The organism is Microbacterium sp. NPDC056044 (assembly GCF_042267145.1).
In the GTDB taxonomy this organism is placed as follows: domain Bacteria; phylum Actinomycetota; class Actinomycetes; order Actinomycetales; family Microbacteriaceae; genus Microbacterium.
In genome coordinates this window covers 834,598-860,288 of the sequence record NZ_JBHJWZ010000001.1, presented here as the reverse complement: position 1 = coordinate 860,288, position 25,691 = coordinate 834,598, and the positions used below count along the sequence as shown (strand labels likewise).

The 25,691-nt window shown below is 71.1% G+C and carries 20 protein-coding genes; 11 read left to right on the top strand and 9 right to left on the bottom strand.

What is annotated here, in order from left to right; translation table 11 throughout:
* Positions 1 to 30: 30 nt before the first annotated feature.
* Both lipA and lipB read right to left on the bottom strand, forming a co-directional pair.
* On the bottom strand, positions 31 to 999 hold the full coding sequence (lipA, locus tag ACFC1I_RS04070; RefSeq protein ID WP_376006774.1) for a lipoyl synthase: 969 nt from the start codon (positions 997 to 999) through the stop codon (positions 31 to 33).
* An 86-nt stretch (positions 1,000 to 1,085) separates the two neighbouring features.
* Positions 1,086 to 1,784 carry a lipoyl(octanoyl) transferase LipB gene (gene lipB, locus ACFC1I_RS04065; protein ID WP_376006773.1) on the bottom strand — a complete coding sequence of 233 codons (699 nt, stop codon included), beginning with the start codon at positions 1,782 to 1,784 and terminating at the stop codon, positions 1,086 to 1,088.
* Between the two features lie 68 nt (positions 1,785 to 1,852).
* Between lipB and ACFC1I_RS04060 the strand changes: the two genes are divergently transcribed.
* The 5 genes from ACFC1I_RS04060 to ffh all read left to right on the top strand — a co-directional run bounded on the left by ACFC1I_RS04060 (position 1,853) and on the right by ffh (position 7,865).
* Positions 1,853 to 2,848 carry a TetR family transcriptional regulator gene (locus ACFC1I_RS04060; RefSeq protein ID WP_376006566.1) on the top strand — a complete coding sequence of 332 codons (996 nt, stop codon included), beginning with the start codon at positions 1,853 to 1,855 and terminating at the stop codon, positions 2,846 to 2,848.
* A 72-nt stretch (positions 2,849 to 2,920) separates the two neighbouring features.
* Complete coding sequence (locus tag ACFC1I_RS04055) at positions 2,921 to 3,601, top strand: hypothetical protein (protein ID WP_376006565.1); 681 nt, start codon at positions 2,921 to 2,923, stop codon at positions 3,599 to 3,601.
* On the top strand, positions 3,598 to 4,104 hold the full coding sequence (locus tag ACFC1I_RS04050) for an RNA polymerase sigma factor (RefSeq protein WP_376006564.1): 507 nt from the start codon (positions 3,598 to 3,600) through the stop codon (positions 4,102 to 4,104). The genes ACFC1I_RS04055 and ACFC1I_RS04050 overlap by 4 nt, the downstream gene beginning before the upstream one ends.
* Before the next feature lie 71 nt (positions 4,105 to 4,175).
* Complete coding sequence (locus ACFC1I_RS04045) at positions 4,176 to 6,245, top strand: elongation factor G (protein WP_376006563.1); 2,070 nt, start codon at positions 4,176 to 4,178, stop codon at positions 6,243 to 6,245.
* 57 nt (positions 6,246 to 6,302) lie between these two features.
* Positions 6,303 to 7,865 carry a signal recognition particle protein gene (gene ffh, locus ACFC1I_RS04040; RefSeq protein WP_376006562.1) on the top strand — a complete coding sequence of 521 codons (1,563 nt, stop codon included), beginning with the start codon at positions 6,303 to 6,305 and terminating at the stop codon, positions 7,863 to 7,865.
* A gap of 90 nt (positions 7,866 to 7,955) precedes the next feature.
* On the opposite strand, the gene ACFC1I_RS04035 is transcribed toward ffh, so the two are convergent.
* Together ACFC1I_RS04035 and ACFC1I_RS04030 are read right to left on the bottom strand one after the other, a co-directional pair.
* A complete protein-coding gene (locus ACFC1I_RS04035) occupies positions 7,956 to 8,465 on the bottom strand; it encodes a hypothetical protein (protein ID WP_376006561.1) in 510 nt (169 codons plus the stop codon).
* 528 nt (positions 8,466 to 8,993) lie between these two features.
* A complete protein-coding gene (locus tag ACFC1I_RS04030) occupies positions 8,994 to 10,157 on the bottom strand; it encodes a glutamate--cysteine ligase (protein ID WP_376006560.1) in 1,164 nt (387 codons plus the stop codon).
* Positions 10,158 to 10,386: 229 nt separating this feature from the next.
* Between ACFC1I_RS04030 and rpsP the strand changes: the two genes are divergently transcribed.
* From rpsP to ACFC1I_RS04010, 4 genes are all read left to right on the top strand, one after another.
* On the top strand, positions 10,387 to 10,818 hold the full coding sequence (rpsP, locus tag ACFC1I_RS04025; protein ID WP_376006559.1) for a 30S ribosomal protein S16: 432 nt from the start codon (positions 10,387 to 10,389) through the stop codon (positions 10,816 to 10,818).
* Positions 10,819 to 10,822: 4 nt separating this feature from the next.
* Complete coding sequence (locus tag ACFC1I_RS04020; protein WP_045276246.1) at positions 10,823 to 11,053, top strand: RNA-binding protein; 231 nt, start codon at positions 10,823 to 10,825, stop codon at positions 11,051 to 11,053.
* Between the two features lies 1 nt (position 11,054).
* Complete coding sequence (gene rimM, locus ACFC1I_RS04015; RefSeq protein WP_376006772.1) at positions 11,055 to 11,723, top strand: ribosome maturation factor RimM; 669 nt, start codon at positions 11,055 to 11,057, stop codon at positions 11,721 to 11,723.
* A gap of 101 nt (positions 11,724 to 11,824) precedes the next feature.
* Positions 11,825 to 15,874 (top strand): molybdopterin-dependent oxidoreductase, encoded by a 4,050-nt coding sequence (locus tag ACFC1I_RS04010; protein WP_376006558.1) that lies wholly within the window; start codon positions 11,825 to 11,827, stop codon positions 15,872 to 15,874.
* A 114-nt stretch (positions 15,875 to 15,988) separates the two neighbouring features.
* Here the strand turns inward: ACFC1I_RS04010 and ACFC1I_RS04005 are convergent, their stop codons facing one another.
* Positions 15,989 to 17,422, bottom strand: a complete 1,434-nt coding sequence (locus ACFC1I_RS04005; RefSeq protein ID WP_376006557.1) for an MFS transporter — start codon at positions 17,420 to 17,422, stop codon at positions 15,989 to 15,991.
* 180 nt (positions 17,423 to 17,602) lie between these two features.
* Here ACFC1I_RS04005 and trmD point away from each other — a divergent pair, with 180 nt between their 5' ends.
* Complete coding sequence (gene trmD / locus ACFC1I_RS04000) at positions 17,603 to 18,298, top strand: tRNA (guanosine(37)-N1)-methyltransferase TrmD (protein ID WP_376006556.1); 696 nt, start codon at positions 17,603 to 17,605, stop codon at positions 18,296 to 18,298.
* 21 nt (positions 18,299 to 18,319) lie between these two features.
* On the opposite strand, the gene ACFC1I_RS03995 is transcribed toward trmD, so the two are convergent.
* Genes ACFC1I_RS03995 through nirB form a run of 4 tightly spaced genes read right to left on the bottom strand, consistent with a single transcriptional unit; the run spans position 18,320 to position 23,200 of the window.
* A complete protein-coding gene (locus tag ACFC1I_RS03995) occupies positions 18,320 to 19,456 on the bottom strand; it encodes a uroporphyrinogen-III synthase (protein WP_376006555.1) in 1,137 nt (378 codons plus the stop codon).
* Positions 19,453 to 20,226, bottom strand: a complete 774-nt coding sequence (cobA, locus tag ACFC1I_RS03990; RefSeq protein WP_376006554.1) for a uroporphyrinogen-III C-methyltransferase — start codon at positions 20,224 to 20,226, stop codon at positions 19,453 to 19,455. Before cobA ends, ACFC1I_RS03995 begins: the two co-directional genes overlap by 4 nt.
* Positions 20,223 to 20,624 carry a nitrite reductase small subunit NirD gene (gene nirD, locus ACFC1I_RS03985; protein ID WP_376006553.1) on the bottom strand — a complete coding sequence of 134 codons (402 nt, stop codon included), beginning with the start codon at positions 20,622 to 20,624 and terminating at the stop codon, positions 20,223 to 20,225. The genes cobA and nirD overlap by 4 nt, the downstream gene beginning before the upstream one ends.
* On the bottom strand, positions 20,621 to 23,200 hold the full coding sequence (nirB, locus tag ACFC1I_RS03980) for a nitrite reductase large subunit NirB (RefSeq protein WP_376006552.1): 2,580 nt from the start codon (positions 23,198 to 23,200) through the stop codon (positions 20,621 to 20,623). Before nirB ends, nirD begins: the two co-directional genes overlap by 4 nt.
* A gap of 280 nt (positions 23,201 to 23,480) precedes the next feature.
* Between nirB and glgX the strand changes: the two genes are divergently transcribed.
* A complete protein-coding gene (gene glgX / locus ACFC1I_RS03975) occupies positions 23,481 to 25,682 on the top strand; it encodes a glycogen debranching protein GlgX (protein WP_376006551.1) in 2,202 nt (733 codons plus the stop codon).
* Positions 25,683 to 25,691: the final 9 nt, after the last annotated feature.

Below are 25,691 nucleotides of genomic sequence, written 5' to 3'. Positions count from 1 at the left end.
ATCGAGACGCGCGGCCGCGCCGGGCCCCGTTCAGACCGCCTGCGCGAACCCGCGCTCGACGTGCACGTCCTCGGCGATGTGCGCCAGGTGCGGCGGGATCTCGCGTCCCTTCGACAGCATCGACTGCGCCCAGAGGCGCCCGGCTCGGTACGACGAGCGCACCAGCGGTCCGGCGAGCACGCCGAGGAACCCGATGCGCTCAGCCTCCTCCTTGAACGCGACGAACTCGTCGGGCTTGACCCAGCGCGCCACCGGAAGGTGACGCGGCGTCGGGCGCAGGTACTGCGTGATCGTGATGATGTCGGTGCCGGCCGCGTGCAGGTCCTCGAGCGCCTGCACCACCTCCTCCGGCTCTTCGCCCATGCCGAGGATGAGGTTCGACTTGGTGATGAGCCCGGCGTCGCGCGCCTGCGTCAGCACGTCGAGCGAGCGTTCGTACCGGAACGCGGGCCGGATCCGCTTGAAGATGCGGGGCACCGTCTCGACGTTGTGCGCGAACACCTCCGGGCGGCTCTCGAAGACCTCGGCGAGGAGAGCCGGGTCGCCGTTGAAGTCCGTCGCGAGGATCTCGACGCCCGTGTTCGGATTCGCGGCATGGATGGCGCGCACCGTCTCGGCGTGCAGCCACGCCCCGCCGTCGGGCAGGTCGTCGCGGGCGACGCCCGTGACCGTGGCGTAGCGCAGGTTCATGCGCACGACGCTGTCGGCGACGCGACGAGGCTCGTCGGTGTCGTAGTCGGCGGGCTTGCCCGTGTCGATCTGGCAGAAGTCGCACCGGCGCGTGCACTGCGAGCCGCCGATCAGGAACGTGGCCTCACGATCCTCCCAGCACTCGTAGATGTTCGGGCAGCCGGCCTCCTGGCAGACCGTGTGCAACTCCTCGGTCTTCACGAGCGAGTGCAGCGCCTGGTACTCCGGCCCCATCTTCGCCCTGGTCTTGATCCACTCGGGCTTGCGCTCGATGGGAGTCTGGGCGTTGCGCACCTCGAGGCGCAGCAGCTTGCGACCGTCCGGAGCGGAGGACGGGGAGACGGATGCTGCGCCCCCTGCGCCGGCGGAGGCGCCGGACTCCGTGCCGCACGCGCTCACGCGGGCACCCCCGCGAAGTCGGCCGCGAACACGCGGCTCACGGTGTCGAGGACGTCGGCGGGGGAGATGTCGGCGCCGGCGATCTCGCTGACCGTCGTGACCCCGGCATCCGTGATCCCGCACGGGATGATCCCGCGGAAGCCGGCCAGCGAGTTGTCGCAGTTCAGTGCGAAGCCGTGCATCGTCACGCCGCGCTGCACGCGCACGCCGATGGCCGCGACCTTGTCCTCGCCCAGCGGGCGGCGCACCCAGACGCCGCTGCGTCCTTCGACGCGGTAGCCGTCGATGTCGAACTCGCCCAGTGCGTCGATCAGCAGCTGCTCGAGGCGGCGCACGTGCGCGACCACGTCGACCGGCTCGGCGAGCCGGACGATCGGGTAGCCCACGAGCTGGCCCGGTCCGTGCCACGTGATCTTCCCGCCGCGGTCGACGTCGACCACGGGTGTGCCGTCGGTGGGTCGCTCGTGACGCGCGGTGCGCGCCCCGGCGGTGTAGACCGGCTCGTGCTCGAGCAGCAGGAGGGTGTCGGGCCGAGCGCCCGCGACCACGTCGTCGTGGATGCGCCGCTGCAGCGCCCACCCGTCGAGGTACGGCACGTAGTCGGGGGAGAGGCCGACGGTCTGGATGTCGAGCATCGTGCTCCTTCGCTCTTCGCTTGTGGCGATTGATGGATCGCGTCCAAGAATACATCGCATCGGGTCGACGAGCTGCCGTGACGGCACCGCCGTGCCGCGCGCTCGAGGGGCCCAATAGGGTGGGCATCATGTCCACCGAGCCGCGCGCGGGGCGCCCCAAGGCGTCGTCGCGCGAGACGATCGCCGAGGCCGCCTGCGAACTCTTCCTGGAGCAGGGGTACGAGCAGACGTCGATCGTCGACATCGCCCGGCGTGCCGGGGTGAGCCGCTCGAGCTTCTTCAATTACTTCTCGTCGAAGTCCGATGTGCTCTGGGCGGGACTCGACGAGCGGCTCACGGCGTTCGAGCAGGGTCTGGTGTCGGGAGGCGGGACGGATGCTGCCGCCGACGTGCGCGCGGCGACGTTGGCCATCGCCGATTCCTTCGCCCCCGACAGCCTCGCGCTCGGCATCGTCAACGCGACGGCCATGGGCCTGGAGGCCGAGTACGAGCGCGACGCCGCGCTGCGCCGCGCCCGCGTGGCGCGAGCGGTCGCCGAGCGACTCCTCGACGGCGGCGCAGACCGCGTGCGCGCCGAGGTCGCCGGAGCCGCGTGGGGCGGCGCAGTCCTCACCGCGATCGAGGCGTGGGCCCACGACGGCGCGGGACGCACGTCACTCGCGCGGTTCCTCTCACTCGCCGCCGATGCGGCCGCGCCGGTGTCGTCGGACGCCCCGGTGGGGGAGGTCGCGCAGCTCCGCGTCGTGGTGCAGGCCGCCGCCTTCGAGCAGACCCTCGCCTTCTACCGCGACGTGGTCGGAATGCCGCAGGCCGAGGCGTACGAGGCCGACGGGGGTGCGCGCGTCGCGATCCTCGCGGCGGGGCGCGCGACGCTCGAGATCGCCAATCCCGCGCAGGTCGACTTCATCGACCGCGTCGAGACCGACGGCGACGCTCCGAGCGACCGCATCCGCCTGGCCCTCGAAGTCGCCGACACACCGACCGCCGTGACGCGTCTGGCCGACGCAGGAGCCGAGGTCGAGGCATCCGCCCGGGAAACTCCCTGGCGCTCGCTCAACGCCCGCCTGCGCGGCCCCGCCGGTCTGCAGCTCACCCTGTTCCAGGAGCTCGGCCCCGCGGAGTGACGCGCCTCGGCGGACGTTTCCCGCCATGCCGGACAGGTACGAGGTGACGACCCCCTCGACACTGGAGGCACGATGACCCCCGATCTGCTCGACGATCTCCTCGATCGCTCCTCGCCCGCCACGCGCGCGGCCGATCCCGCCGACCTGCGCGCGATGATCGGCCCCGCGTCGCGGGAGGCGCGCCGGCCCCGACGCCGGCGGATCGGGTTCGCAGCGGGGGCGCTCGCCGCGCTGCTCGTCGGTGGGGCCGGCGTTGCGGCTGCGACCGACGGCTTCGGGGCATGGACCATCGAGGAACCCGTGGGTGCGGTGGCGTTCACGATGTCCAACGGATTCCGTTGCGAACTGCGCTTCTCGGGGTATCGCAACGGCCCCGACCCCGCTTTCCTCTCCGAGGTCAATCGCACACTCGACGAGTGGTACCGCACGACCGATGTGGTCGGTGAGGCGCAGTCCCTCGTGCCGGAGAGGCAGGAGGAGTACCTCGCACTGAGGTCGCCCGAGGAGCGGACCGAACTCGACCGGCAGCTTGGTGAGCTGTCGCCGGAAGACCGCGCGGAGGCGATCGCTCACAACGCGTTCGCCGATGAGTGGATCGCGTGGACGCTCGTCGTAGCCGATCTCGAGGCCCAGGCGCTGAGGGATGCCGGGTTCTCGGTGCCGGATCCCCGATTCGTCGGCAGCGACGCGAGCTCGCAGATCCAGTGCTTCGAGGGAGACGGCCGGCTGTACGACTTCGGGGCCGGCTCGTGAGCCGGGACGACCGGCGCCTGACCGCGGCGCTGGAGGCGGCATCCGCCGATCTCCTCGCGTATCTCCAGCGACGCGTCGGCCTCGATGACGCCCCCGACCTCCTCGGCGAGACGATGGTCGTCGCCTGGCGGCGCGTCGGCGACCTGCCGAGCGATCCCGAGCAGGCCCGCATGTGGCTGTTCGGCGTCGCGCGCACGACCGTGCTCAACCACGCGCGGGGTGAGCGCCGCCGCTGGGCGCTGGCCGACCGCATCCGTCTCGATCCGGGGACGGATGATGCGGCCCCTGCCGCCGACGAGGGCTCAGAGGTGCGCGACGCCCTCGCGCGGCTCGATCCCGATCTGGCGGAACTGGTGCGCCTCGTGCACTGGGAGCGGTTCTCGATCGCCGAGGCCGCGGACGTGCTCGGGATCCCGGCATCCACCGCCCGCGGCAGGTATGCGAAGGCGAAGGAGGCGCTGCGCGCCGCGCTCGGCGTCGGAGCCGGGGCGCCTCGTCCCTGAATTGTCCTCTGGCAGCCGGCACCCGGACGGTGCACGATGGTGCCCAGCGCACATCGTCGTGGGAGGTCCCCGTGGAATCGGCAGCCGCACGCTCCAGGCATTGCTCCGTCGCCCTCATCGGTGCGACGGGATCGGGCAAGACGATGCTGGCGGAGGCGTTGCTGCTCGGCGCGGGCGCGATTTCTCGACGCGGATCAATCGAGCAGGGCACGACCGTATGCGATCACGAACCCGAGGAGATCGCGCGCCACACGACGCTCGGGCTGACGCCCGCCTGGCTGTCCTGGCGCGTCGACGACCTCGACTGCGGCATCACCCTCCTCGACACCCCCGGCCACCCCGACTTCGCGGGAGCGGTCGACGCGGCGCTCGCCGTCGCCGACGTGGCCGTCCTCGTCGTGAGCGCGATCGACGGGGTGACGGCCGGCGCGCGCGCCGCGTGGTCCGCCGCGGAGGCCGCCGGCGTTGCGCGCGTCGTCGTCGTGACGCAGGAGGATCGGGCGCGGGCATCGTTTCGCACCGTGCTCGATCAGCTGCGCGCGGAGTTCGGCGACCGCATCTGGGCGCTGGAACTGCCGGTCGGGGAGGCGCAGGGCTTCCACGGCGTCGCCGACGTCCTGACCGAACAGGCCGTGCTGTATGACGCCGACGGCGGTCATCACGCGGAGGCGGTGCCCGCCGATCTCGCGGACGAGGAGCACCGCCTGCACCAGGAGGTCACCGAAGAGATCGTGTCGCGCGACGATGAGCAGCTCGAGGCGTACCTCGAGGGCCGCGAGCCGCCGGCCACCGAGCTCGGGCGCACCCTCGCCCGCACGGTCGCCGCCGGCGACGGCGTCCCCGTCGTCGTGTGCTCGGGGGCGACGGGCACGGGCGTCGACCGCGTCCTCGACCTCCTCTGCGAGCTCGCACCCGCAGTGGCGGACCGGGACAGCCGCATCGTGCTGGGCGTCGACGCCGACGGCGGCGGAGGGGGCGAGCACCGGGTCGCGCCCGACCCCGACGGCGACAAGCTCGTCCACGTGTTCCGCACCGTGGCCGACCCGTTCGTCGGTCAGATCGCGATGCTGAAGGTGCTCTCCGGCGTCCTGCGCCCGGGGGACCGCCTGCGCAATGCGACGACGGGCGTCGAGGAGCGGATGCCGGCACTGTTCCGACTGCGCGGCGCCGAGCACCTGCCGGTCGACGCGCTGCGCGCCGGCGAGATCGGCGCCGTCGCCAAGCTCGCCGGCACGCCGTCGGGTTCGCTCCTGTGGAGCCGGCCGCAGACGAATGCGCGTCCCGCGCGGCTGCCCGCGCGGCCGCCCGTGTTCGCGATGAGCCTGCAGCCGGTGTCGCAGTCCGACGACACGAAGCTCACGACGGCGCTCGGCCGTCTGCTCGCCGAGGATCCGACGCTCATCGTCGATCGCACCGGCGCCGACACGATCCTCCGCGGACTCGGCGACACACACGTGGCGGTCGCCGTCGAACGGCTGGCTCGCGTGCTCGGCGTGCATGTCACGACCGGTCCCGCGCCGGTCGCGTACCGCGAGACGATCGCGCACGGCGCGACGGCCGAGGGGAAGCTCAAGAAGCAATCGGGCGGACACGGGCAGTTCGCCGTCGTGATGCTGAGGGTCGCGCCGCTCGCCCCCGGCGTGGGATTCGAGTTCGTCGACTCCGTCGTCGGCGGCGCCGTGCCGCGCTCGTACATCCCGGCGGTCGAGAAGGGCGCCCGCGACGCGCTCGCAGCCGGCGGCACGCTCGGGCACCCCGTCGTCGACGTGCGCGTCGAGCTCTTCGACGGCAAGTCCCACTCGGTCGACTCGTCGGAGATGGCCTTCCGCACGGCTGCGGCGATCGGGGTGAGGGCCGCGCTCGCGCAGGCGGGCGCCGTTCTCCTCGAACCGGTCTCCACGGTCGTGGTGATCGTGCCGGCGGCCGGTCAGGGGCAGGTGCTGACCGATCTGTCGGGACGCCGCGGTCGCGTGGTGCAGTCGGAGACCGACGCGGACGGACGCACCCGGGTCGTCGCCACCGTCCCCGATGCGGAACTCGCGCGCTACGTGCTCGACCTGCGCGCGCTCACCGGCGGTCAGGCGGAGCTGACGATCACCCCGTACGGCTACGAGCGCGCGCCGGAGGGCGCCCGCGCCTGAACGCGGGCGGAAGCCCACGCCGAAGCACGCGGTGCGCTCCCGTAGAATCGGGGCATCATGGCGACTTTCGGCACCCTCTCCGACCGGCTCACCGAGACCTTCCGCAACCTCCGCACCAAGGGCAAGCTCACGCCCGCGGATGTCGACGGCACGGTCCGCGAGATCCGGCGAGCCCTGCTCGACGCCGACGTGGCGCTGCCCGTCGTCAAGGAGTTCACCGCCAAGGTGCGCGAGCGCGCTCTCGGCGACGAGGTCAACAAGGCGCTGAACCCGGCTCAGCAGGTCGTGCAGATCGTCAACGAGGAGCTCATCGCGATCCTCGGCGGCGAGCAGCGCCGGCTGCAGTTCGCGAAGAACCCGCCGACCGTCATCATGCTCGCGGGTCTCCAGGGCTCGGGCAAGACCACGTTCGCCGGCAAGCTCGCGAAGATGCTCGAGAAGGACGGCCACACGCCCCTCCTCATCGCCGCCGACCTCCAGCGCCCGAACGCCGTCAACCAGCTCCAGGTCGTCGCCGAGCGCGCGGGCGCCGCGATCTACGCGCCCGAGCCCGGCAACGGCGTCGGCGACCCGGTGAAGGTCGCCCGCGACGGCGTCGAGGTCGCCCGCCGCCAGCAGCACGACATCGTCATCATCGACACCGCCGGCCGTCTCGGCGTCGACGCCGAGCTCATGAAGCAGGCTGCCGACATCCGCAAGGCGACCGACCCCGACGAGGTCCTCTTCGTCATCGACGCGATGATCGGACAGGACGCCGTCAACACGGCGAAGGCGTTCCAGGACGGCGTCGACTTCACCGGCGTCGTGCTCTCGAAGCTCGACGGCGACGCCCGTGGCGGCGCCGCGCTCTCGGTGGCCTCGGTCACCGGTCGCCCGATCATCTTCGCGTCGACGGGTGAGGGTCTCGACGACCTCGAGGCGTTCCACCCCGACCGCATGGCCTCGCGCATCCTCGACCTCGGTGACATCCTCACCCTCATCGAGCAGGCGCAGCAGGCGTTCGACGAGGAGGAAGCGCTCAAGGTCGCCGAGAAGCTCGCGACCGAGCAGTTCACGCTCGAGGACTTCCTCGAGCAGATGCAGCAGATGCGCAAGATGGGCTCGATGAAGAAGATGCTCGGGATGCTCCCGGGCATGGGCCAGATGAAGCAGCAGCTCGACGACTTCGACGAGCGCGAGATTGACCGCACCGAGGCGATCATCCGCTCGATGACTCCCTCCGAGCGTCGCAACACCAAGCTCCTCAACGGCTCGCGCCGCCTGCGCATCGCCCGCGGTTCGGGTATGACCGTGACCGACGTCAACCAGCTCGTGCAGCGGTTCGAGCAGGCCGCGAAGATGATGAAGACCGTCGCGCGCGGCGGCATGCCGAACATCCCCGGCATGGGCCCGATCCCGGGCGGCGGGCGCCCGGGCGCGTCGTCCAAGCGCGGCAAGCAGCAGAAGGCCAAGGGCTCGCGGTCGGGCAACCCGGCCAAGCGCGCCGCCGAGAACGCCGGCATCGCTGCGCAGGCACCCGAGGCTCCTACCGGTTCCGGCTTCGGGCTCGGCAGCAGCCCGAAGGGCGCGCCGACCGAGGCCGACCTCGCCGAGCTGCAGAAGATGCTCGGCCGCGGCTGACATCGGCTGAAGCGGATGCTGCGGGCCGCAGCATCCATCACCCACGCCCACGCGCGGATGCCCGTCGTGGTCTCTCCGTCCGTCTTCGAATCAGGCGATGAGGCGAAAACAGGCCGGGCCCGCGCTGATCGGGTCGCCGATGAGGCCGTCGACGGGGTGCCCAGCGAGGAACACCTGTTGCCGGACCCCGATGCCCGCCCGTCGCAAGCCGTGGATGAACCGCGTCTCAAGCCCGGAGTCCGAGAGATCCGACGCGACTCTCGCGAGCTCCGCGGCGGCGGGTGAATGCCACGCGACGAGCGACAGAGTCTTCGGATCGACACGTTTCGCGCGGATCGCCGATTCCCAGACTGCGAGCGCGTCATCGCGCGGCACGCACCGAGCAACCTGGAAGAGCACGTTGACGATGGGTTCCTTGGTGCTGAGGCGGCCGATCGGCGCCGGGCCGGGCGCCCAATGAAGACGAAGGCCGGTGGCGTCGAGGCGTGACGCGTTCCCGAGGACCGCGACGTGGAGGTCGGTGTGGTCCGGTGTCCAAAGGTCCGACATCGCTGCAGCGGTGATGCAGGTGGGGCGCCCACCGACGCGGATCGCGGCCACGCGCCGACTGTCCGTGCCGGGGGCCACGAGCCACGAGCGCCGTTCACGCCGTGCGCCGCCGATCGCCACGACCGCCGCGATCTCACGGGCCGAGTAGCCGGCCGCCCGCGCTTCCGAGGTGTGCGCGATGCTGCGTGTGGAGAGCCAGGCTGCGAGCGCGGCGTGGCGCTCATGGTCCGGAACCGGTTGGCGAGTCGAGGCCATGGTGACAGGGTGGACGCCCCCAGCCCGCCGGCGACGCCGCGCGGCGCGACCGGTGGAGAACCCGCGCATGCGCCGGGTTGGGGAGGAACGGCGTTCGACCTGCTCACCCGCACTGCCGAGCGGCTCCACTGGGGTGGTCGGGCGGCGCGGCCGCGCCGCTGTGCGTGCTCGAATCAGGCGATGAGGCGAAGACAGGTCGGTTTCGCGCCGATCGGGCCTGATTTCGCCTCATCGCCTGATGCGGGTACAGCGCTGACGCGGCTGACATCGGACCGGACGGATGCTGCGGGCCGCGGCATCCGTCCGGTCACACGTCCGCCGGGGTCAGTGGCCGAGGGTGGCGAGGTGGTCGCGAAGCGTCGGGCCGGAGCGGAACTCGCCGACCAGGTGGCGCACGACCTCGCGGAGGTCGCCGTCGGCGGCGTCGGCGATCGCGAGCTGACGCGAGTAGCTCGCGCCGCCCGTCAGGATCGCCTGGATGCCGGCGAGCTCACGGGCGCACTTGAGCTCCACGGCGATGTCGCCGACCTGCTCGAGGGTCTCATGCAGGTGCTCGACGACCGGGCGCTGGGTGCCGAGGTGGTCGACGATCACGCGCGCATCGAGGCCGTACCGCGCCGCGCGCCACTTGTTCTCGCGCAGGAACCAGGGCTGGATCGTCTCGAGCGGCAGTCCTTCGTCGAGGCGGCGCGAGAAGTGCTCCACGAGCACCTGCACCAGCGCGGCCACAGCGGCGAGCTCGGGGAGCGTCGACATGCCGTCGCACGCGCGCACCTCGATGGTGCCCCAGCGCGGAGCGGGGCGGATGTCCCACCGCACCTCGCTGGCGTCCTCCATGACGCCCGTGCGCACCATGTCGTCGAGGTATCCCTCGAACTCGCGCCAGTCGTGCAGCGGCCAGGGGAGTCCCGCCGTGGGCAGCTGCTGGAAGACGAGCGCCCGGTTCGACGCGTACCCGGTGCGGTCGCCCGCCCAGAACGGGCTGGACGCCGACAGTGCCTGCAGATGGGGCAGGTAGACCGCGAGAGCGTTGATGATCGGGAACACCTTGTCGACGTCGTCGACGCCGACGTGCACGTGGATGCCCCAGATCATCATGTTGCGTCCCCACCACTGGGTGCGCTGGATCAGCTTGTGATAGCGGGTCTTGTCGGTGACGCTCTGGTCGTACCACTGCGCGAACGGGTGGCTGCCGGCGCACAGCAGGTCGACGCCGTGCGCGTCGGTGAACGTGCGCACTTTCGCGATCGCATCGGCGATGTCGTCGGTCGCGGCCGCGACCGTGTCGCCGACGCCGCTCGTCACCTCGACGGTGTTCGTCAGGAGCTCTCCGGTGACGGTGTAGCGCTCGAGCGTCGAGTCCTCTTCGAGGGCCGCGAGCAGGTCCGGTGCGGCGGGGATGAGGTCGCCGGTCGCGGCATCGGCGAGCATGAGCTCCCACTCGAGACCGACGGACGATCGGGCGGATGTCGCGAAGGGCACCGTCATGCGCACAGTCTGACACGGTGACTCGCGGGGTCCGGTTGGTTCACGGCACAGGAAGACATCTGGTGGGCGGGGTGTTCGCGGGAGCTCCTGCGATATGAAATAATTGTGGGCTGGATCACCTGCTCGACCCTCTATCCAGCGGGGAGATCCTCCTTCAGAGCTTCCGCCGGGTGTGCACCCCACGCTCCAGGCGACCGGTTCAATCACTTTCCACACATTCAGGAGAATCGTGGCTGTCAAGATTCGTCTCAAGCGCCTCGGCAAGATCCGTGCGCCCTACTACCGCATCGTCGTGGCCGACTCGCGCACCAAGCGCGACGGTCGTGTCATCGAGGAGATCGGCAAGTACCACCCCACCGAGGAGCCCTCGTTCATCGAGGTCGACTCGGCGCGTGCGCAGTACTGGCTGTCCGTCGGCGCCCAGCCGACCGAGCAGGTGCTCGCCATCCTCAAGCTGACCGGCGACTGGGGTCAGTTCAAGGGCGACAAGAACGCGGTCTCGACCGTGAAGACCCGCGAGGACAAGGCCGCGTTCGAGGTCGACGCCTCGAAGAAGTCGGTCATCAAGCCGAAGGCTGAGAAGAAGGCTGAGGAGCCCGCCGAGGCTCCCGCCGACGAGGCGACCGACGCGGCCGACGAGGCCGCCGAGTCCGCCGAGTAATCCGTTGCTCGCCGCCGCGCTCGAACACGTCGTCAAGGGGATCGTCGATCACCCGGACGACGTCCGCATCGACTCGTCCACGTCGCCGCGAGGCGATGTGCTCGAGGTGCACGTCCACCCCGACGACCGGGGTCGCGTGATCGGGCGCGGCGGCCGCACGGCCAAAGCCCTGCGCACCCTCATCTCTGCCCTCGCCGACGGCCGCCGCGTGCGCGTCGACGTCGCGGATGACTGAGGTGTCAGGCGAAGAGACCACGGGATCGGGCGCGGACGCCCGGGGCCCCGTGAACGCCGTTCCCCCCGAGGGCAAGACGCAGCTCCGGGTCGGCCGCCTGGTGAAGGCGCACGGCCTGAAGGGCGCGATCAAGCTCGAGCTGTACACCGACGACCCGGAGGGCCGCTTCGTCCCCGGCGCGACGTTCACCCTCCAGGTGCCCGAGTCGTCGCCCTGGCACGGCAAGCCCCTCACGGTGCGCGAGTTCAAGTGGATGAACAGCCACCCGGTCGCCTTCTTCGAAGGTGTCGACGACCGCGACGCGGCCGAAGGGCTCATCCGCGCGATCCTCTGGATCGACGAGGACCTCGCAGCGTCGCCCGCCGAGGAGGACGCCTGGTTCGACCACCAGCTCGTCGGCCTCGATGTCGTGCGCGACGGTGAGATCGTCGGCAAGGTCGCCCGCGTCGATCACTTCCCCTCGCAGGACCTCCTCATCGTGAAGGTCCGCGACGAAGAGGTGCTCGTGCCGTTCGTCAAGGCGATCGTGCCGGAGGTCGACATCGAGGGCCGTCGCGTCATCGTGACGCCGCCCGCAGGACTCTTCGAGGAGATCCCCGGCGAGGCCGACGAGGCTCCCGCCGGATCCGAGTCCGAGTCCGCCGCAGACGGCGACGACTCCACCGACTGACGACTCTTCACTGCCTGCGTCCGCCGCGCGTGCGGCAGATGTGATCTGCGGGAAACACGGCGGGAAACGCCCCGGAACCTCCATCCCGGATCATCGGAGGCATGGGCGAAGTACGCACCGTGTGCTCCTACTGCGGCGTCGGCTGCGGCATCTCGGTGACGACCGCGGACGCCGGGGCGGGGCATCCACTCGCCATCGCGAAGGTGGCGGGCGACCGCGCCCACCCGACGAACGCCGGCCGCCTGTGCACCAAGGGCGCGACCCACGCCGAGCTGATGCAGGCTCCCGGGCGCATGACGACGGCGCACGTGCGGCCCGCGCGCGGCGAGCCGGCGGTGCCCGTTCCGCTCACCGATGCGGTGAGGGATGCTGCGGCCGGCCTCCGCGCGATCCTCGACGAGCACGGGCCCGATGCCATCGCCCTGTACGTCTCCGGGCAGATGAGCATGGAGGCGCAGTACCTCTCGAACAAGCTCGTCAAGGGGTACCTGCGGGGCATCCACATCGAGTCGAACTCGCGGCTGTGCATGGCGTCGGCAGGAACCGGCTACAAGCAGTCGCTCGGTGCCGACGGCCCGCCCGGCTCGTACGAGGACTTCGACCGGGCCGACCTCTTCTTCGTCATCGGCTCGAACACGGCCGACTGCCACCCCATCCTCTTCCTGCGCATGGCGGACCGGCTGAAGCAGGGCGCGAAGCTCATCGTCGTCGACCCGCGTCGCACGACGACGGCCGACCGCGCCGACCTCTTCCTGCAGATCCAGCCGGGCACCGACCTCGCGCTGCTGAACGGCCTGCTCCACCTGCTCGTCGAGGCCGGCGACATCGACGAGGAGTTCATCGCCGCCCACACCGAGGGCTGGGAGCACATGGCCGAGCTTCTCGCCGAGTACCCGCCGGCCCGCGTCGCGGAGCTGACCGGACTGGCCGAGGACGACATCCGCACCGCCGCCCGCTGGATCGGTGAGGCCGGCGAGTGGATGACGCTGTGGACGATGGGCCTCAACCAGTCCACGCACGGCACGTGGTCGACGAACGCCATCTGCAACCTCCATCTCGCGACCGGGGCGATCTGCCGCCCCGGCAGCGGGCCGTTCTCGCTGACCGGCCAGCCGAACGCGATGGGCGGGCGCGAGATGGGCTACATGGGGCCGGGTCTGCCCGGCCAGCGCGCCGTGTTCAGCGCACCCGACCGTGCGTTCGTCGAGGACGTCTGGGGTCTCGAGCAGGGCGCGATCCGCGCGGAGTCGGGCTCGGGCACCATCGACATGTTCCGCCGCGCGGCTGACGGCGAGATCAAGGCCGTCTGGATCATCTGCAGCAACCCCGTCGCCTCGGTCGCGAACCGCAAGACGGTGATCGAGGCGCTCGAGACCGCCGAACTGGTCATCGCGCAGGACGTCTACACCGAGACCGCCACCACCGCCTACGCCGACGTCCTCCTGCCGGCCACGCTCTGGGTCGAGGCGGAGGGTGTCACCGTCAACAGCGACCGCACGCTGACCCTCGTGCGCGACGTGATCCCGGCACCGGGCGAGGCGCAGCCGGACTGGCAGACGATCTGCCAGGTCGCCCGTGCCATGGGCTTCGACGGATTCGACTTCGCCTCGAGCGCCGAGGTGTTCGACGAGATCCGCCGCTTCTGGAACCCGCAGACCGGCTGGGACCTGCGCGGCGTGACGTACGAGCGCCTGCGCGAGACGCCGGTGCAGTGGCCGGCGCCGCCGGACGACGTCGCGACGCGGCATCCGATCCGGTACGTCAACGACGGCGTGAGCCAGTCGCTGCACGTCGAAGACGACGGCACGATCCCGCAGCTCGCGTTCGCGACGCCGTCGCGGCGCGCGCAGTTCCTCGCGCGGCCCCACCTCGCGCCGGCCGAGCTGCCCGACGACGACTACCCCTGGGTGCTCAACACCGGCCGCCTGCCGCACCACTGGCACACGCTGACGAAGACGGGGCGCGTCGCGAAGCTCGAGAAGCTGCACCCGGGGCCGTTCGTCGAGGTGCACCCCGGCGACGCGGAGCGCCTCGGGATCGCGGAGGGAGACCAGGTCGAGGTCGCCTCGCGCCGCGGCCGGTTCGTCGTGCCGGCGGTGCTCACCGACCGCGTCCAGCCCGGCGGGCTGTTCGCGCCGTTCCACTGGAACGACGAGCACGGCGAGTACGTCACGGTGAACGCCGTGACCAGCGACGCTGTCGATCCGCTGTCCGCCCAGCCCGAGTTCAAGTTCGCCGCCGTCACGCTCCGCCGCGTGGGCCCGGCGGTGGGCGGAGCGGGGTCGTCGACCGCGTCCGCCGACGAGGCACTCGCGAGCGCCGGCGTCGCCCTCGCGCCGCCGCAGCTGAACGACCTCGAGGGCGCGTACCTCGCGGGCTTCCTGTCGACCGTGCGGTCGGTGGCGCTCGCGCCGGGGGAGGTGCCGGTTCTCCCGGCCGAGGCCCCGCTCGGCGCCCTCGCGCGCGCGTGGTTCGACGGCGTGCTCGCCGGGGCGTACTCGCGCACGACGATCGGCACGGGGATGCCGGGGGCCCAGGCGCTCGACGAGGTCGTCGTGCTGTGGGGCTCGCAGACGGGCAATGCCGAGGAGTTCGCCACGGCGGCGACGGCCGCACTCGGTGCGCGCGGCATCCCGGCACGCGCCCGCAGCATGGCGGAGCTGCGCGCGACGGACCTCACCGAGGTGCGCCGGCTGCTCGTGGTGACGTCGACCTTCGGCGACGGCGGGCCGCCCGACAACGCCGCGACGCTCTGGCACGAGCTCAACGCCGAGGGTGCGCCCGAGCTCTCGGGGCTCCGCTACGCCGTGCTCGCGCTCGGCGACTCGAACTACGACGACTTCTGCGGGCACGGACGCCGGCTCGACGCCCGCCTGGGGGAGCTCGGCGCGACGGCGCTGCTCGACCGCGTGGACCTCGAGCCCGACGCCGACGAACCGCGCGAGGCGTGGCTCGCCCAGGTTCTCGAGACGTTGGCGGCCGAGGGGACGGCGGTGGCGGCATCCGTCCCCCTGCAGGCAGCGCCTGCGAAGCGCCTCTTCAGCCGTGCGAACCCGGTGCAGGCGCGGCTGGTGCGCAACGATCTGCTGAGCGGGCCCGCATCGCAGAAGGAGGTGCGGCGCTTCGCGTTCGACCTCGCGGACTCCGGCGCGACGTACGAGGCCGGCGACTCGCTCGGCGTCGTGTGCGCCAACGCTCCCGGCGTCGTCGCGGAGTGGCTCGACGCCACCGGCGTCGCCCCGCTCGAGATCGTCGAGATCGACGGCGAGGAGCGCACGTTCGCCGACGCCCTGCGCACGCGACTCGACATCACGAAGACCCCCGTCGACCTGGTGCGCTTCATCGCGGAGCGGAGCGCCGACAGCATGCTCGCGGGACTGCTGCGGCGCGAGAACAAGGGCCGCCTCGACCAGTTCCTGTGGAGTCAGCAGGCCGTCGATCTCGTGCGCGACTTCCCGGTGCGGGCATCCGCGGCGGAGTGGGTCGGCGTTCTCAAGCGCCTGCAGCCGCGCCAGTACTCGATCTCGTCGAGCCCGAAGACCGACCCCGACACCGTCGAGCTCACGGTCTCGGTGGTGCGCTTCGAGACCGACTCCGGCCGCGCGCGCGGCGGCGTGTGCTCGACGTTCCTCGCGGACGGCGACGGCCTCGCGGCCCCGGTGTACCTGCAGCGCTCGCCCGCGTTCCGTCCGCCGGTGGCCGGCGACACCCCGATGATCATGATCGGCCCCGGCACCGGGATCGCGCCGTTCCGCGCGTTCCTGCACGATCGCCGCGCCGACGGCCACACGGGCCGCAACTGGCTGTTCTTCGGCGAGCAGCACGCCGCGAGCGACTTCTACTACCGCGACGAGCTGGACGAGATGCGCGAGGACGGGTTCCTCACGCGCCTGGACGTCGCGTTCTCGCGCGACCAGCGCCAGAAGGTCTACGTGCAGGACCGCATGGTCGAGCACGGCGCCCACCTGTGGCGCTGGCTGGAGGACGGCGCCCACGTCTACGTGTGCGGCGACGCCATGCGCATGGCCAAGGACGTCGACGCCACGCTCGTGACGATCGCGCAGCAGCACGGCAAGCTGTCGGAGGAGGCCGCCGCCGAGTACGTGCGAGGCCTCGCCGCCGACGAGCGCTACGTCCGCGACGTCTACTGAGACCCGTCCACCACGCGACGCACGAGCGCGGGTGGGTGACAGCGCGTATGCACACGCGAAAGAGAGCGGATGCCTCGGGGCCGAGGCATCCGCTCTCCGTCAGAGCAGGTGCGGTCAGATGCGCTGCTTCGCCAGCGACGCACGCGGGATCACGTACACGAAGACCGTGAGCAGCAGCAGGCCGACGTACGCGGCGACGAAGCCGTAGAACGCGGCCTGGTAGCCGCCCGTGGCGAGCTGCGAGGCGTTGAGCACCTGTGGCACGAGGAACCCACCGTAGGCGCCGATCGCCGAGATGAGCCCGAGCGCCGCGGCCGACTTGCGGGTCATCTTGGTGGCCTCCGGCGTGCCGGCCTCGTAGCCGCGCGCCTGCGAGCGTGCGGCGAAGATGCTCGGGATCATCCGGTACGTCGATCCGTTGCCCATGCCGGTCGCGGCGAACAGCACGAGGAAGCACGCGAGGAACACGACGAAGTTGTGCATCGGCAGCGTCCAGACGAGGGCCAGCGCGCCGAGCGCCATGACCGAGAACGCGCACACCGTCACGCGCGCGCCGCCGAACCGGTCGGCCAGGCGGCCGCCGTACGGACGGGCGAGCGAGCCGACGAGCGCGCCGAGGAAGGCGAGCGAGACCGCCGCCTGCCCGACCTGGATCGTCGAGAACTCGGGGAACTGATCGGCGATGAGCTTCGGGAAGACGCTCGCGAAGCCGATGAACGAGCCGAAGGTGCCGATGTAGAGGAGCGCCATGACCCATAGGTGTCCCTCGCGCAGCGCCGCGGCCGAGCTTGAGAAGTCGGCCTTCGCCGACGACAGGTTGTCCATGTAGCGCCACGCGCCGAACATCGCGACGAGGATCAAGGGGATCCACATCCAGCCAGCGAGCGAGATGTTGAGCGTGGCGCCGGCGCCGAGCGTCACCACGATCGGCACGGCGAACTGTGCGACCGAGGTGCCGAGGTTTCCGCCCGCCGCGTTGAGACCCAGCGCCCAGCCCTTCTCCTTCTGCGGGAAGAAGTAGGTGATGTTCGCCATGGAGCTCGCGAAGTTGCCGCCGCCCACACCGCCGAGCGCCGCGACCAGCAGCAGCACGCCGAACGGGGTCTCGGGGTTGGAGACGACGATGCCCAGCAGGACGGCCGGGATGAGCAGCAGGCCTGCCGACACGATCGTCCAGTTGCGGCCGCCGAAGATCGCCACCATGAACGTGTACGGGAAGCGCAGGGTCGCGCCGACGAGGCTCGGCAGCGAGATGAGCCAGAACGACTCCGAGCTCGTGAGCTGGAAGCCGGCGGCCGGCAGCATCACGACGACGATGCTCCACAGCTGCCAGATGATGAACCCGAGGAACTCGGCGAAGATCGACCAGCCGAGGTTGCGCCGCGCGATCGCGCGGCCCGATGCCGCCCAGAACGTCGGGCTCTCGGCGTTCCAGCCGTCGATCCAGCGGCCGGGGCGGTGCGTGAGGGTGACCGGCGCGTCGGCCGGGGCGGTGGTGCGCGATGGTGCAGCGGTATCCGTCATCGACGGGGTGTCGGTCGTGGTCATGGCGCCTCCCTGATTGAGCAGACACTGGGGGTGAGTGTGCGTCCCACGCTAGGAACGCGGTGTTTCGGCCCGCCCCCTCCCACGGTTACCTCTCCGTCACTTCTCGATCACGGATGCCGCGGCCCGAGGTGGACGCCCCGTCACACGTCCGAAACACGCGGGGCTTCTAGACTCGAAGGCATGCGCGTCGACATCGTCACGATCTTCCCGACGTTCTTCGACGTGCTCGGCGTCTCGCTGATCGGGAAGGCGCGGGATCGCGGCATCCTGGACATGCACGTCCACGATCTGCGGGACTGGACCCACGACCGCCACCGCACCGTCGACGACACCCCCTACGGCGGCGGTGCGGGCATGGTGATGAAGCCCGAGCCCTGGGGCGAAGCGCTCGATCAGTTGCTGAGCGACGACGCCGTGCTGCTCGTGCCCTCGCCCGCCGGCGAGCTGTTCTCGCAGCCGATGGCCCGCGAGCTCGCCGACGAGAAGCACCTCGTGTTCGCCTGCGGACGCTACGAGGGGATCGACCAGCGCGTCGTCGACCACTACGCCGCGCGTGGGCGCGTGCGGCTCGTGAGCCTCGGCGACTACGTGCTCAACGGGGGAGAGGTCGCCGCGATGGCGGTGATCGAGGCCGTCTCGCGACTGATCCCGGGCGTCGTCGGCAACCCCGAGAGCCTCGTCGAGGAGTCGCACGAGCTCGGCCTGCTCGAGTACCCGAGCTACACGAAGCCCGCCGAGTGGCGCGGGCTCGAGGTGCCACCGGTACTCCTCAGCGGCAACCACGGCGCGATTGCGAAGTGGCGGCACGAGCAGAGCGTCGAGCGCACCCGCGCTCACCGGCCCGATCTGCTGGCAGAGCCCGACCCCGCGAGCTGACGGGCGCCCGCCGGCACGGCGTCAGGCGGGGTCGATGACGTTGAGCCGGTAGCCGCGCTTGACCACGGTCTTCACCAGGTCGGGAACACCCAGCGATTCGCGGAGCCGGGCGACCGCCATCTCGACGGCGTGCGTGTTCTCGCCCGAGCGCGGCAGCGCAGCCTGGAGCCGCGGACGCGAGACGACGCCGCCCTGCGCGTCGAACAGCGCGGCGACGATGTCGGTGGCGCTGCGCGACAGCTGAATGTGCCGGCCGTCGAGCACGATGCCCGTGCTGCGCAGTTCGAGACGCCCCGCGGAGGTCGGCAGTGACGCCGCACCACCTGCGCCGAAATGCGTGACGACGGCACGCACCAGCGACCCGAGGCGGCCGCGCTCGGCGATGAGCGGCTGAAGGCCGGCATCCTGCAGAGGACCGGCGGTGATCGGGCCGACGGCGGCCATGAGGAGGCGTCCCTCCGCCTCGCGCTCGACGATGTCAGCGAGCACACCCTCGTTCCGTGCCGCGGCGATCCACTCGGCGGCTCCCGGTGCGGAGGTGAACAGCACGGCGTCGACCTCGCCCTGTGCCGCGGCGACGACCGAGCGTGAGACCGCCGCGGGGTCCGGGGGAGGGCCCCAGCGGTAGACCGTCAGGCTCACCACGTCGGCGCCCGCGGTCTCGAACAGCTCGTCGAGGCCGTCGGCGCCCGAGCCGTGGTGCTGCACCGCCACGCGCCTTCCCGAGACACCCTCGGCGAGCAGGTACTCGCCGAGCTCGGCCGACGTCTCGGACTCCGCCACCCAGTCGGCGGTCAGGCCCGCCTGCTGGATCGCGCCCCGCGCCTTGGGGCCGCGCGCGACGATCTGGGCGCGGGAGAGCGCGGCGTGGAGGTCGTCGAGCAGCCCGGCTTCGTCGGCCGCCTCCATCCACCCGCGGAAGCCGACGCCGGTCGTCGCGACGACCACATCGGGCTGCTGCGCGATGAGCTCGCGCGTCGCCGCGATGAGCGCGTCGTCGTCGATGTGGGGCACGATCGTGAGCGCCGGCGCGTGGCGCACCTGAGCGCCGTGGCGCTCGAGGGCCGCGGCCAGCTCGGAGGAGCGACGGTCGACGGCGATGACGATCGTGCAGCCGTCGAGTGCGGCCGAGAGGGTGGGGCGTGGGGTGGAGCTCAAAGGACGATGTCACCTGCCAGTTGGGGGTCGGGAAGCAGCAGCCCGGCGCGGGCCACCTCGCCGACCACGATGACGGCGGGATTGCGCACGCCGGCGAGGCCGGCATCGACGACGACCGACCCCAGGGTACTGCGCGTCGTGCGCTGGTCGCGGTGGTGACCGCGCTCGACGATGGCGACCGGGCGATCTGCGGGGACGCCGGCGTGGAGGGCGTCCGCGACGATGCGCGGCAGCGCGCCGACGCCCATCAGGATGACCGTCGTGACGGTGTCGTCGCGGAGGGCGGCGAGCGTGGCCTCGGTCACCTCCGACGGTCCGTTCATGATGTGCACGGCGCCCGCGACACCCCGATGGGTGATCGGGATGCCGGCTGCCTGCGGCACGGCGACGGCGCTGGAGATCCCCGGCACGACGTCGACCGGGATGCCGGCCGCCAGGCACGCGGCGACCTCCTCACCACCGCGGCCGAAGACGAAGGGATCGCCGCCCTTGAGGCGCACCACGCGCTTGCCCGCCCGGGCGCGGTCCACGAGGAGCTCGTTGATCTCGTCCTGCGGCACCGGGTGGTGGCCGGGGAGCTTGCCCACGTCGACGATCTCGACGTCGGGGCCGACGTGATCGCGGATGTCGGTCGGACCCAGCCGGTCCATCACGACGACCTCCGCTCGCGTCAGCAGGCGCCACGCGCGCAGGGTGAGCAGGTCGATCGGGCCGGGGCCGCCGCCGATGAGGTCGACGCGCCCGACGGTGGTCTTCGCGCGACCGGTCACCGCTCGCCCTCCCACCGCACGAGGACCTGTCCGTCGTCGACCGCGACGGGCCAGACGTGCAGGCTCTTCGGCTCCTTGCCCTGCGTGTCGAGGCAGACGCCGGTGCGCAGATCGAAGACCTGCTTGTACATGGGCGAGGCGACGGTGGGGGCGTCCTGCCGTGAGCCGACGATCCCGCGCGAGATGACGTGCGCGTGGCTGTACGGGTCGAGGTTCGAAACCGCGTGCACACGGCCCGCGGCGCCGTCCGCGCCCCGCAACAGGAACAGCGCAATCTGCGTGCCGCCCAGGAGGGCGGCACGGCCGCGCTCGATTTCGAGGTCGTCGAGGGCGCACACCCGCACCCAGCCGTCGGGAGCGGTGTCCCCGGTCGTCTTCTGCGGGTCGACGAGGGTCATCGGCGCACCTCCAGGGTCGTTCCGGCGATGAGCACGCGCGAGTCGGCGCGCTCGTCATCGGTGGCGGGTCGGGGCTGGCCGCGCTCGGCGGTGTAGGCCAGTGAGGGATCGGGCGTCGTCGGGGCGTTGACGAACGAGGCGAATCGGCGCAGCTTCTCGGGGTCTTCGAGGGTCGCCTTCCACTCGTCTTCGTACGCGTCGAGGTGGGCCGCCATCGCGGCGTCCAGGTCGGCACAGATGCCGAGGCTGTCCTCGAAGATGACCTCGCGGAGCCCCTCGATGCCGCCGTCCAGGTCCTCGAACCACGGCGCGGTGCGCTGCAGCCGGTCGGCGGTGAAGATGTAGTACATGAGGAACCGGTCGATCGCCGTGAGCAGTTCGTCGTCGCTGAGGCCCTCGGCGAGCAGCACGGCGTGGCGGGGCGTGAAGCCGCCGTTGCCGCCGACGTACATGTTCCAGCCCGCTTCGGTGGCGATCACGCCGACGTCCTTGCCGCGTGCCTCCGCGCACTCGCGCGCGCAGCCCGAGACACCGAGCTTGATCTTGTGCGGGGAGCGCAGCCCGCGGTAGCGCAGCTCGAGCTGCACCGCCATGCCGACCGAGTCCTGCACGCCGTAGCGGCACCAGGTGGAGCCGACGCACGACTTCACCGTGCGCAGCGACTTGCCGTAGGCGTGACCCGACTCGAATCCGGCGTCCACGAGCTGCTTCCAGATCTCGGGCAGCTGCTCCAGGCGCGCGCCGAACATGTCGATCCGCTGTCCGCCGGTGATCTTCGTGTAGAGACCGAAGTCCTTCGCGACCTGGCCGATCACGAGCAGTCCCTCGGGCGTGATCTCGCCGCCGGGGATGCGGGGGACCACCGAGTAGCTGCCGTCCTTCTGCAGGTTCGCCATCACGTGGTCGTTGGTGTCCTGCAGAGTGGCGTTCTCGCCCTCGAGCACGTGACCGCGCACGAGCGTCGACAGGATGCTGGCGAGAGCGGGCTTGCAGATGTCGCAGCCGCGCCCGGTGCCGAAGCGCTCGATCACGGCGCTGAACGTGATGAGTCCCGACACGCGCACGGCGTCGAACAGCTGGCGGCGCGACATGTCGAAGTGCTCGCAGATGGCGTTGCTGAGCGCCGCACCGGACTTCGCGAGCTCCGTGCCCACGATCTTCTTGACCATCATCACGCACGAGCCGCATGCCGCCCCGGCCTTGGTGCAGGACTTGATGGCCGCGACATCCGTGCAGCCCTCCTCGTGCACCGCGTGGCGGATCGCGCCCGCCGTGACGCTGTTGCACGAGCACACGAGCGCGTCGTCGGGGAGGTCTCCGGTCGGCGCGGCGACGCCGCCCTCGGGCATGAGGTAGGCGGCGGGGTCGCCGCCGAGCGCGCCGCCGACGAGCGGACGTAGCGACCCGTAGGCCGATGCGTCGCCGACGAGGATGCCGCCGAGCAGCGTCTTCGCGTCGTCCGACAGCACGAGCTTCTTGTAGACGCCGGCCACCGGGTCGGCGTACGTGACGTCGAGTGCGCCCGGCGTCTCGGCGAACGCGTCGCCGAAGCTGGCGACGTCGACGCCCGACAGCTTGAGCTTGGTCGACAAGTCGTAGCCGGGGAAGGATGCCTCGCCCCCGAGCAGTCGCGTCGCGGCGACCTCGGCCATCGCGTAGCCGGGAGCGACCAGGCCGACGCACATCCCGTCGTAGTTCGCGACCTCGCCGATCGCCAGCACGCGCGGGTCGGAGGTTTGGCAGCCGGCGTCGATGAGCACGCCGCCCCGGGGGTGCACGTCGAGGCCCGCGGTGCGCGCCAGCTCGTCGCGGGGCCGCACGCCGACCGTGAACACCACGACGTCGGTGCGCGCATACGATCCGTCGCGGAACTCCAGGCCCGCGACCTGCCCCGAGCGGTCGGGGTCGAGACGCGTGGTGACGGCCTCGGTCTTCACCGCGATGCCGCGCGACTCGATGAGCCGGCGCAGCGCGTTGCCCGCGGGGAGGTCGAGCTGCGCCGACATCAGCCGGTCGGAGGACTGCACCACCGTGCAGTCGACGTCGAGACCCTGCAGGGCGCCCGCGGCCTCGAGTCCGAGGAGTCCACCGCCGATCACCGTGCCGACGAGGGGACGCCCGAGCTCGGCCGACCGCTGCTGGACGAACTCCTCGAGCTTCTCGACGTCGTCGAGCGTGCGGTAGACGAAGCAGCCCTCGAGCCCGAAGCCGTCGACGGCGAGCTTCGCGGCGTACGAGCCCGTCGCGAGGATGAGCCGGTCGTAGGCGACGCTCGTGCCGCTGCGGGTGGTGACGCGGCGCGCCGCGCGATCGATGCGGGTGACCGCCTCGCCGCGGAGGAACCGCACGCGCTCGTCGTCGAGCACCGCGCGCTCGAGTTCGAGATCCTCAGGCGACGCACCCGCGAAGAATCCGGTGAGGCCGACCCGGTCGTATGGGTGACGCTCCTCCTCGCCGATCAGCGTGATGCGCCATTCCTCGCCGGCCCGGCTGAGCAGGCTCTCGACGAAGCGGTGCGCCACCATGCCCGCACCGACGATCACCACGTGGGTGCCGAGGGCGGGGGTCTCGTTCATGCCGTCACCGTACGCCGGTGATGTTGCAGCGGCGTCAGCGTCATGTTTCCGGCTGTTGACACGGTCGCGGTGGGCCATGGCTCCTCCTCGGGGGCGGACGTCTCGGTGACGCTGACGCTACGAGCGCGGTGTTTCATCGCCCGACCACCGGCCGTTACCCCGAGCGAACGTTTCGATCACACCGCCGCCGGAAGGGAAGTGAGAAGAGCGGGACGGCTGCTGCGGCCCGCGGCATCCCTCATCGATAAAGTGGCGGGAGCAACACGGTGGGGGAACAGCGATGCACACGTGGCCGGGATCGGCTTATCCGCTCGGAGCGACGTTCGACGGGAGCGGCACGAACTTCGCGCTGTTCAGCGAAGGCGCCGAGCGCGTCGAGCTCTGCCTGTTCGGCGAGCGCGGCGCCGAGACGCGCCTCGACCTCGTGGAGGTCGACGCGTTCGTCTGGCACACGTACGTGCCGAACATCCAGCCGGGGCAGCGCTACGGCTACCGGGTTCACGGTCCGTACGACCCCGCGAACGGCCTGCGCTTCAACCCCGCCAAGCTGCTCCTGGACCCGTACGCGAAGGCGGTCGAGGGCGCCGTCACGTGGGGCCAGTCGGTCTACGGCTACACGTTCGGCGACCCCGAGTCGCGCAACGACGACGACTCCGCCGCCGACATGATCAAGGGCGTCGTCGTCAATCCGTTCTTCGACTGGGCGGGCGACCGGCGGCCCGGCACGCCGTACTCCGAGACGCTCATCTATGAGGCGCATGTGCGCGGGCTCACCGAACGTCACCCGGCGATCCCAGAAGACATGCGCGGCACGTACAGCGCCGTCGCGCACCCGGCGATCATCGAGCACCTGACGAAGCTCGGCGTCACGGCGATCGAGCTCATGCCGGTGCACCAGTTCGTGAACGACTCCGTGCTCCAAGACAAGGGGCTGTCGAACTACTGGGGCTACAACTCCATCTCGTACTTCGCGCCGCACAACCGCTACGCCGCGACGGGTGACCGCGGCCAGCAGGTGCAGGAGTTCAAGGGGATGGTGCGCGCGCTGCACGCCGCGGGCATCGAGGTGATCCTCGACGTCGTCTACAACCACACCGCCGAGGGCAACCACCTCGGGCCGACGCTCTCGATGCGCGGCATCGACAACGCCGCCTACTACAAGCTCGATGACGACAAGCGCTACTACACCGACTACACGGGCACCGGCAACAGCCTCAACGTGCGCAACCCGCACTCGCTGCAGCTCCTCATGGACTCGCTGCGCTACTGGGTGCTCGAGATGCACGTGGACGGATTCCGCTTCGATCTCGCCTCCGCCCTCGCCCGCGAGTTCTACGACGTCGACCGCCTGTCGACCTTCTTCGAGCTGGTCCAGCAGGACCCGGTGGTATCGCAGGTGAAGCTCATCGCCGAGCCGTGGGACGTCGGCCCGGGCGGCTACCAGGTCGGCAACTTCCCGCCCCAGTGGACCGAGTGGAACGGCAAGTATCGCGACACCGTCCGTGACTTCTGGCGCGGTGAGCCGCAGGCGCTCGGCGAGTTCGCCTCACGCCTCACCGGCTCGAGCGACCTGTACGAGCACTCCGGGCGACGGCCCGTGGCATCCGTTAATTTCGTCACGGCCCATGACGGGTTCACGCTGCGCGATCTCGTGTCGTACAACGAGAAGCACAACCAGGCCAACGGCGAGGACGGCCGCGACGGCGCCGACGACAACCGGTCCGACAACTTCGGCGTCGAGGGACCCACCGACGACCCCGCGGTGCTGACCATGAGGGCCCGCCAGCAGCGCAACTTCATCGCGACGCTCATGCTGAGTCAGGGCGTGCCCATGCTGCTGCACGGCGACGAGCTCGGTCGCACGCAGCAGGGCAACAACAACGGCTACGCGCAGGACAACGAGACGACATGGATCGACTGGGATGCTGCGGACCGCCCGCTGCTTGAATTCACGGCGGCGCTGAGCCGGCTGCGGCGGGACCACCCCACATTCCGTCGGCGGCGGTTCTTCGAAGGCCGTCCGGTGCGGCGGGACGCGGGTGTTCCGATCCAGGACATCGCGTGGCTGCGTCCTGACGGGACCCTCATGCAGTCGGACGACTGGGAGTCCGGCTTCGGCCGTGCCATCGGCGTGTTCCTCAACGGTCAGGGGATCCGCGAGAAGGACCGGCGCGGCGAGCCGATCCGCGACCGCCACTTCATCGTCCTCTTCAACGCGGGCGACGACATCATCGACTTCCGCATCCCGGTGGTCGAGTTCAGCCCCGACTGGGAGGTCGTCATCGACACGGCGGGGGAGCGGGCCGATTCGGCGCTCGTCCGGCCGGGCGACACGCTGCGGCTGGCGGCGAAGTCGCTCATCGTGCTGAGCGAGCACCCGCGGGTCGAGCGTGAGGTCGATCACTCGGTGGCGGCGTCGCTCGCAGCGCTCGCCGGAGCCGGAACGCCCGCGCACGCGCCGCGCGCCGAGCTGCGCACCTGACGCGGCGCG